We start from the raw sequence: 13371 nt of genomic DNA on the forward strand, positions 1-13371 counted from the left end.
TAGTCGTCGGCAGCGTCAGATGGGTATAAGAGACAGGATCTAGCTGTCAGCTTCGCCATGCTAGCGCAGCCGGATCGTAAAACCATTGTCAGTTTTCGTGGCAACTACTCCGGGAAGACTCCCATCTCGCTCAGTCTCAGCAAGCATGGCACGCTGTTGACCGAGTCGGACAGAGAAGCGTTCCGACCGTACTATGCCAATCTTGAGTACATCGACCTCGATGAACCCGGCTGCGAGTCTCGGCTGAAGACGGTCCTGAACCGGCCAGACGTGGCATTGGTCTGGCTGGAACTCATCCAGGGCGCTGAATGCCGGCCCATCCCCGACTCGATTATCGAGTTAGTACACCGCTGCAAGGCGTCGGGAGGCTACCTGGTTGGGATCGACGAGGTGCTGACCGGCGGGTGGCGGATCGGTGGAGATTTCCTGGTACATCGGCGTCTCGCGCTGAATGTCGACGTATCGGCGATGGCCAAGCCCCTGAGTGATATGACGGTGCCACTCGGCGTCGCTCTCGTTACCGACGATGTTTACCGTCGCGCGGCCGCGAGAAACCCGAAACTAGTCGAGAAGCTCACTCGGCACTACCGGTGCGAGCTCAGCGCGCATATCGCGCTGAACGCACTCTCTGGATGTGCAGATCCCGAGCGAATCGTGACGGCGACGCGGCTGCAGGAGATGTTCGCCGAAGGCCTTCGGCGCATCTCTGCACAGTCCAGGATCTTTGCGGCCGTCTCGGGCGAGGGCGGACTGATACGGCTCACTCTCTCTCGCCGCTGGTTCCCGTTCCACTGCCGCTCGGCGCTGGGGTGTGCGCTCGAAATGGCCCTCGCCGAGCTAGTGCTGTCCAACTGCGGGGTCTTCGTGCCGATACTCCGATTTCATCAGCGGATATTCGCCGACGAGGCTGAGCTGCGCGAAGTTCTCAACAGACTCGAGCGCGGAACCCGCCAGGTGCGCCCTGTACACGTCTATGTAAACGCCGTACGGGGCCTCCTAACCTACGCTCGCCGAGCGCGCTACTTCCGCTCGGCGGTCGATTGGGCGACAGAATAGTGTTCACCTTCGACGCTGCGCTGAGGTATGGAACAGTAGAACAGGTAGGGCTGACGCGAGCCCTCTCGACGCCGCTCACACCCAGTCTGACTCGGCAGACCGCAGAAAGATGAGGTGCCTGCGAGCACGCTTGAAGGTACCGATCCCGGAAAGGACGGAGACGCAATGGCGTATTATTCTCCGCTGGACAGCCTGGTGACAGACGATCCCTACCCGTACTACAAGGCTCTTCGAGAAGAGCAGCCGGTCTACTACAACGAGAAGGACGACTTCTGGGCGCTGTCACGGTACGACGACGTCGCAGGGGCACTCCACGACCCGCTCTCGTTCTCGGCACGCAAAGGCACGGTGTACGAGGACCAGACGCTTGAAGAACTCCCGGTCCCGATGATGGCGTTCCTCGATCCTCCGGATCACACCCGGATGCGGACCATGGTAAGCGGCTCCTTCGTGCCCAAGGCTGTCGCCGGTTTCAAGGTGGCTTTCGGTCGGAACTTCGTCGCACAGTTCGACCGGCTGCCGGGAGCCGAGCTGGATGTGTGCCAGGATCTGCTCCTCCCGTGGGCGATCGAGAACGACCTCGAGCTACTCGAGATCCCGGCGGAGTCTCGTCCACTCTGGCGAGAATGGCTCAATGCGTGCTTCCAGCGCAAGCGCGGAAACATCAGTTTCACCGCGGCCGGGGAAGAGGCCATCGGGCATATCATGACCTTCCTGGCCGAAGAGCATCTGCCTCGGCTTTACGCCACGGAGGGAACATTCCTGTCCAGGCTGATCAATGGAAGTGCCGACGGTGACAGGATGTCAGAGGCGGAGGCTCTCGGGTTCTTATTCCTCATGGCACTGGCTGGACCGGAGGACGTCGCTCGGACAGCCGGATATGTGCTGGCCAATGTTTCGGCGCAGCCGAGTGTGGTGGAGCTGGTCCGAAATGATGAGCCCACGCGAATGAACGCCATTGATGAGACCATCCGCCGGGATGCGTCCACGCAGTACATGCGAAGAACAACGGCCTGGGATGTTGATATCCGCGACACGGTGATCCCCGAGGGTGCGCGCGTGCTGCTGCTGTTCGGCGCGGCCAATCGGGACCCGGAACTATTTTCCGATCCGGACACGTTTGATATCGATCGCCGGAACTCTCGCCTGGCCATGGGCTTCAGTCGAGGCATACACAGCTGCCTAGGCATTCACGTCTCCCGCCTACAGATGGTCGCCGGGCTCGGCGAGTTCTTCAACCGCGTCGAGAGTGCTGAGTTGGACCTCGACGCCGCCGAGTCGGTGCACGCGATGAACATCACCGGCTTCCAGAGGCTACCGGCCCGGCTCAAGCTGAGGTGACGGCGTGGGTTGACCGCCAGTACGGACCGTCAACCGAGTGAGCTGATACCGACGAGATGGAGTTGAGATGACGACGGTTATGATCAACGCGATAACAGTGCCGCCTGGGGTTGAGGACGAGCTGGCGAAACGGTTCGAAGCGCAAAGCGCGTTACTCAGCGGGCAGCAGGGTTTCGTGGATTTCCAGCTGCTGCGTCCAACGGACGAGCGAAACCGGTGGCTGGTTGTCAGCCGGTGGGATTCGGCGGCCTCGTATGATGCCTGGAAGAACTCGGCCGTATTTGACCAGATGCACCGCGGTCAGCTATCGGGACACGGACACCCCGGGAGCTCGCCTACGCACGGCGACGGTCCGCTCGCCATCGAAAGTGAGGTCTGGTCCTTCGAAGTCTCTACGACGACTGCATAGCGACGCCGCCATGCTCGAGGCCAACAGAACCGAGGAACTGGAAGATGCCGCGGTCCGCAGCGCCAGAGCGCTGGCACATCTGAACGCAGCTCATTCCGACGACTGCCTGATCATCGGCCGGGAGCTCGGTAAGGCAGCCGATGCCATCTCCGCCGTGGCCACCGAGATCGATGGCCACGGGATGAATCTTCAGGTTACGACCCCCGCTGACCGGAGGGATCTATGGATTCCGTTCGCCGGCGGCACGGATGCCCCGGACCGCATCAGGGACGAGGTGACCCGGCTGGCCGGGCTGGCCCGGTGGATGGCGGATCAGGGCGGCGGCGGAGCCGCCGGTGCCAGCGGGGATGCGGAACAGCTGCAGCCGACTGGGGTGATCTCGGGACGGACCTCCCCTGCGGGCAGAGCCGTCCTCACCGCGAAGGGGATCGAGAAAAGTTACCGACCGCGATTAGCGTGGCGGCAGCAGAGCCGCGTGCTCCGGGGAGTTGATCTCGAACTGTTCCCCGGGCAGATCGTGGCACTGGTTGGCGAGAACGGGGCAGGCAAGTCGACCCTGCTGCGGATACTGGTGGGTCTGGAAACTCCGGATCTGGGTGAGCTGCGTCGCGTCGAGCGGGTCGGATACTGCCCGCAGGAGGCGGCTCTGTACGCCCGGCTGACCGTTCGGGAGCACTTCCGGCTCTTCGGGAGCGCGGTCGGGTTGTCAGTCGAACAGATTAACCAGGCGGCCGAGGAACTGCTCGATCAGCTGTCCTTCGCGCAGTACGCGGACTCGGTGACCGACGAGCTGTCGCTTGGTACCAAGGCGAAGCTGAACTTGGCGCTGGCACTGCTGGGAGAGCCAAGACTGGTTCTGCTTGACGAGCCCCACGCCAGCTTCGACTGGGATACCTACCTACGGTTTTGGGAGCTGGCGAAGCTGCGACGTCAGGATGGCACCTGCATTGTCATCGTGAGCCATCGTACGGATGATACGGAACTGTGTGACCAGGTCTACAATCTTTCCAATGGAAAACTCGGACGGGTCAGCTAGTGAATGCGTTCCAGCTATCGCGCCTGTTCGCAGTCGACTTTCTTAGGCATCGACTGAACTGCCTGCTGCTCGTATGCTTCCCCGTCGTGTTCGTACTCGTGTCCGCCGATGCACTGACCGACTTCGCGCGCGTGCTCGGAGGTCACACCGGCCATAATATGATGGGCTCGTTCTCGGCGGCCTGGGCTGGTGCCATAAGTGCTGGTCTGGGCACCTACTTCTCGACGAGCCGCACCAGGGGCGCGGACCACCTGGTCGATCTGAGGACGGCCCGCTGGGATATCTCGATCGCGCGTCTGGCGCTCTTCGCCCTGGTGGGGGCTGGCTGCTGGGGGTCCGCGCTGGCCGCGCTGCGTGTGTGCACTGATGTCAACGTAACCCTGCAGATTGCCGTTGGAACAGGCCTTCTGGTTGGGACCTACGGTTGCTTCGGGGCGATCGTCGGCTCTCTTGTCCATGATGAACTGACGGGCAGTTTGGCTCTCGTCGGGGTGTGGATGCTCGACGTCTTCCTGGGGCCGGCGATGGGCGGCGGCTCGCTGCGGCTGGCGGCTCTGGTGCCCTCCCGCCCGTCGAGCGAGGTCATCATGTCCGGCGTCGACGGCTTTCCGACTGCCCTGCTGGGCGGCATCGTGTGGCTCTCGCTGTCATTGATCGCCAGCTTTGTTCTGCTCGACCGGCAGGTGGCCCACGCGGCGGTGGCGTGGACCCGGGCGAAGTTTGAGGTCAAACCCGTCGGCCAGCGAGATCCCGGCCGTCACCCGGTACCGGTCGGATCTCAGGACTCACGACCGATCGGCCGCCCGGCGGCCGAGCTCACCCGGTCGACGATACGAACATACGCGCGAAACCGGATCCTGTTGCTGGTGCTGCTGGCCACACCCGTCACCTTTGTCGGGGTCAGTTTCTTCATGTTCACCGGAGTGCAGGTCCAGGTGCCCGCGGCCATTGACAACCAGGCGGTGCTGCTGACCATGGCGATGCCCAAGCTGCACGGTGCCTACATGGGATACATGACCGTGTCGTTCCTGTCCGCCGTGGCAGGTCTGTTTGTCGTGATACGTTCGAGGGAGGCCGACTCGCGGCTGATTGTCAGCGGTTACCGCCGACGTAGTATTCTCATCGTGAGGTTGCTGACAGTCGCGGCCGCGTCCTGTATCGTCAGCCTGGCGGCACTGCTCGTAGGTTTCTGCGGCTTCCGGCCGGAGAACTACGGATTATTCGTGGTCGCGTATCTGCTGGGTTCGGTGACGTGGGGATGTATCGGTGCCGCTTTCGCGCCGGTCCTCGGCCGCGTCGGGGGAACGTTGTGCATGCTCCTGCTCCCTTTCCTCGATGTCGGTATCGCTCAGGACTACATGCTGGGTCCGCAGCTGCCGGCGTGGTCCGAGAACTTACCGTCGGCGGGCTCCGTGCAAGTCCTGATCGACTCTGCGTTCAGCACGAGCTTCCACAGCGCCACCGATATTGCGCTGGCCGGCGGCTGGCTGCTCGGCGCGGTGGCGGCCGCGACAGGAGTGCTTCTACTGTCCCTGCGGACGATCGCGAACTCCTCGATCATGAACGGCTTACCCGAGTAGACTGCGGCCGAGAGGACCGCCGGCCCTCAATGTCGCTACAGGTAACAGTCAACGACCCGGCTGGGGATTTGGGCACCATCGAAAGGAAAGGATGATATCCGTGAAGGTCAGGGTGGACATCACGGTCTGTGAAGCCAAGCGGCAATGCAACTTGATCGATCCGGCGCTCTTCTCCCTGGACAGTCAGGGCTACAGTAACATTGGCATCGCGCGAGAGGTCCCTGACGGTGACGAGGACCAGGCCGAGCAGGGCGTGCACGCGTGCCCGGTGCAGGCACTCAGCACCTACTCGGACTGAGCTTGCCGTTTAATCGCCAGAAGGCCGTGGAGGCCGCTCAACATTCCTCCGAACAGCTGATCAGTCTCCGCCGTTGAGGTAGGTGACGACGGCCCGGACGCGGCGGTGCTCGTCCGGGGTGGGCAGCAGCCCCAGCCTGGTGAAGACACTGGCGACGTGGGTCTCGACGGTACGCAGCCCGACGACGAGGCGGGCGGCGATCGCGGTATTGGACAGACCCTGCGCCATGAGGCCGAGGACGTCGCGTTCCCGTTCGCTGAGCGCGGCGAGGGCGCTGGCGGGCGCCCGTCTCTCGACGAGGGCCCGGATGACGATCGGGTCGAGCACCGAACCTCCCGCGGCGATCCGGCGGATCGAGGCGAGGAAATCGTCGATCTCGATGATCCGGTCCTTCAGGAGGTAACCCAGTCCTCCGGCGTCGGCCGTGAACAGGTCGAGGGCCCCACCGACCTGGACGTGCTGGCTGAGCAGCAGCACGGCGGTGGCCGGATGGTGTTCGGGGTCGGCAACATCTGGGCCCTGGACATCAGAGTCGGACAAGGTCGATCATCTGCTTCCGCGACTCGGCGGTGTAGAGCAGTTTTGATCTCGGCACCTGCGATCCTCCTTGAAACTATTGCTCCAAAGAGCCCAGACGTGAACAGAATCGGGTCAACTTCAGCCCCGGCCGAAACCCGAATTTTGGAGCCCAACAGGGCGTCCGGCCGCGGATGACGCGGAAGCTTGCGATCCAGGGCGTCCGCTGACGCCGACGACAGCGGTGAGCCGCCCACCGCTGTCGTCGGCGTCAGCCCGCCGGCCGTTGTTGATCTCCGCGACCGGGGCTTCCCCAGGGCCGCTCTCACGCGTACAGCATGGCCCGCCCGGGGTCGTGTAGCAGCCGCCCGACCTCGACCAGCACCCGCGAGCCCAGTTCACCGTCGACGAGCCGATGGTCGAACGACAGGGCGAGCTGGGTCACCTGGCGCGGCACTATCGCGCCATCCACGACCCATGGCCTCTCGCGGACCGCGCCGAAGGCGAGGATCGCGGCCTCGCCGGGGTTGAGGATCGGCGTGCCAGCGTCAACGCCGAGGGCGCCGATGTTGGTGATCGTGACGGTCCCGCCGGACGTCTGCTCCGGCGAGGTCCTGCCTGCCCGGGCGTGCTCGACCAGCTCGCCCAACGCGGACGCCAGTCCCTTCAGGTCGAGGCCGTCGGCGTCCTTGATGTTCGGCACGACAAGGCCGCGGGGCGTGGCGGCGGCGATGCCCAGGTTCACGTAATGGTGCTGCACGATCTCCTGGGCGTCCTCGTCCCAGCGGGCGTTGATGCCCGGATACCGCCGGATCGCCAGGAGCAGGCAGCGGGCGACCAACACCAGCGGTGTGATCCGCACGCCGGCCCAGTCCCGGTCCTCCTTGAGGCGGGCGAGCAGCGCCATCGTGGCGGTCACGTCGACGGTCAGGAACTCCGTGACGTGCGGGGCGGTGAAGGCGGAGCGGACCATCGCCGCCGCGGTCGCCCTGCGGACGCCCTTGATCGGGACGCGGGTCTCGCGGACCGGTCCGGCGGGCTGCGCGGACGCGGCGGCCGCGACATCCTCCCGGGTGACCATCCCGGGCTTGGTCGCCGCGAGCGCGTCGAGATCGACACCGAGGCGGCGGGCCAGCAGCCGCACCGGCGGTGTCGCGCGTGCCCGGGTGGGGCCCGCCACCGGCCGTGGCGGGACAGGCTCGGCAACGCCCACGCCGCGCGGCCGGAGACGACGGCGCCGGTCCGGTGCCGCGCTCGGCCCTGTCCCCACGAGCACCAGCGGCTCATCGGCGCCAGCAGCACCGGCGGTGCTAGCGATGCCAGCGCTGTCACCGTCGTCAGCGGGCTCACCGACAATGGTGACGAGAACGCCGCCGACCTGGACCGTGGCCCCTTCCTCGACGTGGATCTCGGCGATCGTGCCCGCCACCGGCGAGGGCAGCTCGACGACGGACTTGGCGGTCTCGATGTCGACCAGCGGATCGTTGACAGCGACGGTGTCTCCGGCGCGCACCCGCCAGGTGACGACTTCGGCCTCAGCCAGGCCCTCGCCGACGTCGGGCAGCCGAAATGCGGTCCTCGTGCTCATGCGACGTCCCCGAAGTGCAGGGCGCGGTCGACCGCGTCGAGAATCCGGTCGACGTCGGGGAGAAAGTCGTCCTCGACGCGGGCCGGCGGGTAGGGCAGGTTGTAGGCGCCGACCCGCAGCACCGGCGATTCCAGCTCGTGGAAGCAGGCCTCGGTGACGGCGGCGGCGATCTCCGCGCCGATCCCGGCGAACGTCGACGCCTCGTGCACCACGACCATCCGCCCGGTCCGTCGTGCCGCCTCGCGCAGCGCCGGGAGGTCGAGCGGGGAGATCGACCGCAGGTCGATCACTCCGAGCGAGAACCCGTCCTCGCGGGCGGCCTCGGCCGCCCTAAGAGCGGTAGCGACGGTAGGCCCGTGCGCGACGAGCGTGCAGTCGTCACCCTCGCGCAGGACGCGCGCCTTGTGCAGCTCGAGGCCGGGCTCGTCGGCGACCTCGCTCTTGTCCCAGTACCGGCGCTTCGGCTCGTAGAAGACCACGGGATCGTTGCAGCGCAGCGCCTGCTGGATCATGTGGAACGCGTCGTGCGGGCTCGCGCAGGACACGACCCGCAGGCCGGCTGTGTGCGCGAAGTAGGCCTCGTTCGACTCGCTGTGGTGCTCGACGGCGCCGATCCCGCCGCCGGCCGGGATCCGGACGACGACCGGCAGCGCGATGCGCCCGCCCGAGCGGGCCCGCATCTTCGCGAGCTGGCTGACGATCTGGTCGAACGCCGGATACACGAACCCGTCGAACTGGATCTCCACCGCGGGCCGGTAGCCGCGCAACGCCAGCCCGATCGCGGTGCCGACGATCGCCGATTCGGCGAGCGGGGTGTCCACCACGCGTGCCGTGCCGAAGTCCTTCTGCAGGCCGTCGGTCACCCGGAAGACACCGCCGAGCGTGCCGATGTCCTCTCCCATCACGACGACCCGCTCGTCGTCCTCCATCGCTTTGCGCAGCCCGGCATTGATCGCCTGGGCGAGGGTCATGACGGTCATTCAGCGGCCCGCCTCGAGCGCGTCGCGGTGGCGCAGGTAGTCGTGCCGCTCCTGGTCGAGCGCGTCGTGCGGCTCGGCGTAGACGGTGCCGAACAGGTCAGCCAGCCCCGGCCCGGTCAGCCCGCGGCAGGCCTTACGCACCTCGTCCCCGAACGCCGCGAGCTCGTCCTGCAGCTGGTCGAACCACGAGTCCGGGGTACCGAGCGCGCGCAGCAGAGCGTCCGACCGGGCGAGCGGATCACGGCCCTGCCACAGCTCCACCTCCGCCTGGGTGCGGTAGCGGCCCGGGTCGTCGGAGCTGCTGTGCCCGGCGAGACGGTAGGTCTCGGCCTCGATCAGGGCCGGCCCGTCCCCGGCGCGGACCCGGGCGGCCGCCTCGCCGGTCACGGCGAGCACCGCGAGCACGTCGTTGCCGTCGACGTGATAGGTGCGCAGGCCGAACCCTGCCGCGCGGCGGTGCACGGGCGTGCGCATCTGGGTCGTTGTCGGGGTGGAGATCGCCCACTGGTTGTTCTGGCAGAAGAACAGGATCGGCAGGCCGGCGGCGGCGGCCCAGTTCAACGCCTCGTTGACGTCCCCCTGGCTCGCCGCGCCGTCCCCGAAGTAGGTCACCACGATCTCGTCGGTGCCCTCCATCGCGGCACCGGCCGCGTAGCCGGTGGCGTGCAGCGTCTGGGTGCCGAGCACGAGCGAGTAGATGTGGAAGCGGTGCGCGGTGGGGTCCCAGCCGGCGTGCCGGTGGCCGCGCCACTGCGTGAGCAGCTCGGCGGGTGTGATGCCCCGGCACAGCGCGGCGGCGTGCTCACGGTAGCTGGGGAACACCATGTCGCTGTCCCGCACCGCCCGTATCGAACCGACCTGTGCGGCTTCCTGGCCCCAGCTCATCAGCCAGAGGCTCACCTCGCCCTGGCGCTGCAGGGCGAGGGCGGCGTGGTCGAGGCAGCGGGCGCGGGCCATGTCGCGATGCAGCTCGCGGACCAGATCGGGGTCGATGTCGGCGGCTCGCCCGAGGTCGGTCAGAGTGCCGTCCGGAGCCACCAGCCGCAGGGGTGATGCGGGGTAGCCGGGGGCGACCGCGTCGGAACAAGCCGACGCGATCAGCGAAACCGTCATGATGCTCCTCAGCCTGTATCCTACAGAAACAGTGGTCGGCTTGTGTTCTGTGTCTTGACAATCCGCGTGTCGTCGCATAAAGAACGGCCGCCGTCTGGACTGTCGGGTTTGTGCATGAACTCGAGAGAACAGCGGCGGCCGCATGGACAGCATAGACGACATCACCCCGGACGGCTGGCAGGCCGGCTTCGAGGAGATGCTCGCGAGAATCGCGGACCGCTTCTCCACCGGAACAGTCCGACAACAGGCACGATCATACCTGGCTGGCCTCCTATCCACCATGGAACGGAAGAACAGCCGGTCGATCGCCGAATATACCGGCGCACCCGGCCCCCATCGGATCCAGCGGCTCCTGAACACCTACCCGTGGGACTCCGACCTGGTACGGGACATCCTCCGCGACTACGTCGCCGAACACCTCGGGAACCGGAAGGAATACTGGTCGCGGGCGAAACAGGATTCATCAAGAAGGGAAAAGCGACTCCTCGCGGTGCACTGGAAACTGTGTTCATCCGATCACCAGGAGTTGTGGCCAGTGGTGGCCCAGTGCAGCCGCGAGCCTGGTCGGGTGGCCCGGGGGATCGCACCCCCGGGCTCCCACAGAACGGAGCGTGAACCTCTCGGTTCACTCCGCTCTTCTCACCGTGGTCCGGTCGGCATGGATGCCCAGGCCCAGTGCGCGAACAGTCCGGGCTCTCGATCGAGGATCCCGGTCCACCATGCTCTGAACCGCTTGAACGGGCGTAGCCGTCTGTACTTCTTGCCAGCCCACCGCATCAGGTAGGTGTTGATGCGTTGCAGGAGGGGGGACATCTGCGACCGGTAGAACCGGCCGTAGTAGTTCATCCAGCCCGCCACGACCGGGTTGATCAGTGTGGCGAGCTCGCTCAGGTCGTGTCTGGTTCGCGTGTGGATCCGCCATCGGCGGACCCGCTGGCTCATCTTCTTCAACGCCTCGGGGCTGACCGCGGGCTGGAAGCCCACGAACATCGTCCCGTCGGCTCTCCTGGCGCCCCTGGGCCGGAAGGTGTACCCCAGGAACGTGAACGAGGTGTGCTCGTGCGAGCCACGCCGCCTGCCGTCCTTGCAGTACACGATTTTGGTCTTGGTCGGGTGCAGCCGCAGCCCGACCTCGGCCATCCGGCTGGTGAGCGCAGCCAGCACCACGCGGGCCTCCTGTTCCGACGCGCAGTGCACGATCGCGTCGTCCGCATATCGCTCGAACTGCACACCTGGGAAATTCCGGGCCAGGAACAGGTCGAACGCGTAGTGCATGAACAGGTTGGCGAGGACGGGTGATATCGCCGACCCCTGCGGGGTCCCGCGTTCCCGCCTTGCCAGGGTCCCGTCGGGCAGCTGCAGCGGGGCGGCAAGCCACCGCCGAACGTAGAGCAGCACCCATGTCCGGTCGGTGGTGATGTTGGCCTCGACCGCCTTGACCATGAGGTCCCACGGCACGCTGTCGAAGAAGTCCTGGACATCGAGATCGATGACCCAGTCCTTCTTCCAGCACCGTTGCCGGCACCTGGCCACGGCATCCAGCGCACCGCGCCGACGCCGGTACCCGTAGGAGTCTCCATGAAAGATCGACTCCGTGCGGGCTTCCAACGCCATCGCGGCCACCGTCTGCGCCACCCGGTCGGCGACCGTGGGCACGCCGAGAACTCTCGTGCCCCCAGCCGCCTTGGGTATCTCCACCGCCATCACCGGAGGCGGAAAGTAGGTCCCCGACGACATCCGATTCCAGATCTTGTAGAGATTGTTCCTCAGATCGGACTCGAACGTGGCCAGGGACTGCCCGTCCACCCCGGCGGCACCCTTGTTGGCCCTCACACGCCTATACGCCTCCCACACCAGCTGCTTCGATATCTGAAACGACTTGCCTTCCGGACCTGACCTGCCCACACGTCTCCTCCCGGCAACGCCGGTTGCTCGCGCAAACAAACCCATCGATGAGCCGGCCCCTTCGCATCCACCCCGATTACCAGGGCTTCCTCGCTACTACGAGCCGGTCCGCCAGCAGACGCCGCGACGGTACTCAACGCCTTACGGTTCCTGCCGCTTGGCGCGCTCCCTCTCGCCCGTCCACCCCGCAGGGCGGGCGTGCAGTATCGGCATCCGCCTTCCCATGTTCCACGTGAAAGCCGCAGACCAGGCTCGCGCCGCCTCCATGCCGGGCACCACCTGGCCAGTACACGGGCTCCCGCCAGGCTCGTCCTGAAGCAACCCCAAGCGCCCCAGTCGGGTGGCCCGGAGGAATCTCACCCCCGGGCTCCCACAGAGTTGGGTAGGCCGCCGGCGAGGTGACCGCCTCGGGCGGTTCCTTTTCCGTCGGCCTCCCGCCGAACCCGCCGTGCAGCGTTAACTGCAACGGGCTCTCCAGTGGTTATGCCGTGGGTTGCGTGGTAGGTCGTCCGGCGTGGATCGCCTCGTGGCAGGGACGGCAGGCGACGAGTGTTTTTCGCCGTCGCATCGCCATGAGGCGGACCCAGGCCGGCTTTTCGCGTCGTCCTGGTTTGTTGAGGTCGGCGAGGTGGCGGATGTGGTGTACTTCCACCTGCTCCGTCGCTCCGCACAGTTCGCACGCGCCCGCGAGGAGCCGGTGGATCAGCTCGTTGCCACGGGCCGTGGCCAGGATTGGCGCTCGGTCTTCGAGGGCAGCCGACGCCGAAGGGCCACAAATCCTTCATCTTCCACGCAGCACCGCATCAAGCGAGATCCCCTACCTCTCAACCTCACTCTCCGCGCTCATGGCGCACTGGGGTGCCAGAAGTCGGCTTGGGTCTGTGAGCTGGGATGATGTGACGGCGCGACTGTCGGCATGATGGTCAGCTATGTCCGCACGCCCGCTCTGTCTGATCTTCGTGCGGGTGTGTGGCTGGCTGGTCCTACTCGGCCGTTCGTCGGCGTCCAAGGACATCGAGTTGCTCGTGCTGCGGCACGAGGTCGCGGTGCTACGCCGCACCCAGCCCAAGCCCCGGTGGGACTGGGCGGACCGGGCGGTACTCGCCGCACGGATCCAGCTTCTGCCGAAGACGCTGCGAGCGCACCGGCTGATCACCCCAGGAACCGTCCTACGGTGGTATCGCCGTCTGGTTATTCGGCTGGGTGACTGCTCGGTGTCATAGGCGACAATATCCATGGGTGGCGCCCAGATAGGATCTACTTGTGAACCCGACCGGGAAACCACATTGGGTAGTATGCTGGCTCTTCGCAGCTCGCTGGAACATATAATCAGACGACTACAGAACTGGCGAGTGCACGGTGACGGTCTGCGGCCCAGCCGCCTCGCCGCGGGCGCGGTCGGCGTGGCGCTCGTCGCCGAAGAGCCAGGTCAGGGCCCTGTCGGTACCCAAGCCGCGAGGCTGGCAGACGGCTCGCGGCTGCACTGGGCCACCACTGGCCACAACTCCTGGCGATCGGATGAACACAGCTTCCAGTGCACTGCGAGGAG

12 protein-coding genes and 2 pseudogenes are annotated in these 13371 nt (G+C 66.0%); 8 read left to right on the top strand and 6 right to left on the bottom strand.

Annotated features, from left to right (window positions below; genetic code table 11):
* Positions 1-57 precede the first annotated feature (57 nt).
* The 6 genes from NBX02_RS10355 (at position 58) to NBX02_RS10375 (ending at position 5720) form a co-directional block, all read left to right on the top strand.
* Positions 58-1056, top strand: coding sequence for an aminotransferase class III-fold pyridoxal phosphate-dependent enzyme (locus tag NBX02_RS10355; protein ID WP_250291132.1), 999 nt, complete (start codon positions 58-60; stop codon positions 1054-1056).
* Positions 1057-1221: 165 nt separating this feature from the next.
* A complete protein-coding gene (locus NBX02_RS10360) occupies positions 1222-2397 on the top strand; it encodes a cytochrome P450 (RefSeq protein WP_250291134.1) in 1176 nt (391 codons plus the stop codon).
* Positions 2398-2476: 79 nt separating this feature from the next.
* Positions 2477-2806 carry an antibiotic biosynthesis monooxygenase family protein gene (locus NBX02_RS23065; RefSeq protein ID WP_445548358.1) on the top strand — a complete coding sequence of 110 codons (330 nt, stop codon included), beginning with the start codon at positions 2477-2479 and terminating at the stop codon, positions 2804-2806.
* Between the two features lie 10 nt (positions 2807-2816).
* Positions 2817-3842, top strand: a complete 1026-nt coding sequence (locus NBX02_RS10365; protein ID WP_250284585.1) for an ATP-binding cassette domain-containing protein — start codon at positions 2817-2819, stop codon at positions 3840-3842.
* Positions 3842-5422 carry a hypothetical protein gene (locus NBX02_RS10370; RefSeq protein ID WP_250284587.1) on the top strand — a complete coding sequence of 527 codons (1581 nt, stop codon included), beginning with the start codon at positions 3842-3844 and terminating at the stop codon, positions 5420-5422. The genes NBX02_RS10365 and NBX02_RS10370 overlap by 1 nt, the downstream gene beginning before the upstream one ends.
* A 100-nt stretch (positions 5423-5522) precedes the next feature.
* Entirely contained in the window at positions 5523-5720 is a 198-nt protein-coding gene (locus NBX02_RS10375) for a ferredoxin (protein ID WP_250284589.1), read from the top strand.
* Between the two features lie 60 nt (positions 5721-5780).
* On the opposite strand, the gene NBX02_RS10380 is transcribed toward NBX02_RS10375, so the two are convergent.
* From NBX02_RS10380 to NBX02_RS10395, 4 genes are all read right to left on the bottom strand, one after another.
* A complete protein-coding gene (locus tag NBX02_RS10380; RefSeq protein WP_250291137.1) occupies positions 5781-6260 on the bottom strand; it encodes a response regulator transcription factor in 480 nt (159 codons plus the stop codon).
* Positions 6261-6561: 301 nt separating this feature from the next.
* On the bottom strand, positions 6562-7824 hold the full coding sequence (locus NBX02_RS10385) for a dihydrolipoamide acetyltransferase family protein (RefSeq protein WP_250284592.1): 1263 nt from the start codon (positions 7822-7824) through the stop codon (positions 6562-6564).
* Positions 7821-8804: a transketolase C-terminal domain-containing protein gene (locus NBX02_RS10390; RefSeq protein ID WP_250284594.1), complete on the bottom strand. Its 984-nt coding sequence runs from the start codon at positions 8802-8804 to the stop codon at positions 7821-7823. Before NBX02_RS10390 ends, NBX02_RS10385 begins: the two co-directional genes overlap by 4 nt.
* Positions 8805-9917, bottom strand: coding sequence for a thiamine pyrophosphate-dependent enzyme (locus tag NBX02_RS10395; RefSeq protein WP_250284597.1), 1113 nt, complete (start codon positions 9915-9917; stop codon positions 8805-8807).
* 196 nt (positions 9918-10113) lie between these two features.
* Here NBX02_RS10395 and NBX02_RS10400 point away from each other — a divergent pair.
* Positions 10114-10416: pseudogene (locus NBX02_RS10400) on the top strand (transposase); the annotation flags it as partial.
* A 140-nt stretch (positions 10417-10556) separates the two neighbouring features.
* On the opposite strand, the gene ltrA reads toward NBX02_RS10400, so the two are convergent.
* Both ltrA and NBX02_RS23070 read right to left on the bottom strand, forming a co-directional pair.
* Complete coding sequence (gene ltrA, locus NBX02_RS10405) at positions 10557-11750, bottom strand: group II intron reverse transcriptase/maturase (protein WP_250291138.1); 1194 nt, start codon at positions 11748-11750, stop codon at positions 10557-10559.
* Positions 11751-12303: 553 nt separating this feature from the next.
* Positions 12304-12582, bottom strand: a pseudogene (locus NBX02_RS23070) (HNH endonuclease); the annotation flags it as partial.
* A 169-nt stretch (positions 12583-12751) separates the two neighbouring features.
* On the opposite strand from NBX02_RS23070, the gene NBX02_RS10410 reads away from it, so the two are divergent.
* Complete coding sequence (locus tag NBX02_RS10410; protein ID WP_250291140.1) at positions 12752-13045, top strand: integrase; 294 nt, start codon at positions 12752-12754, stop codon at positions 13043-13045.
* Positions 13046-13371 lie beyond the last annotated feature (326 nt).

Source organism: Protofrankia sp. CiP1_Cm_nod1, from assembly GCF_920888515.1.
Lineage (GTDB): Bacteria > Actinomycetota > Actinomycetes > Frankiales > Frankiaceae > Protofrankia.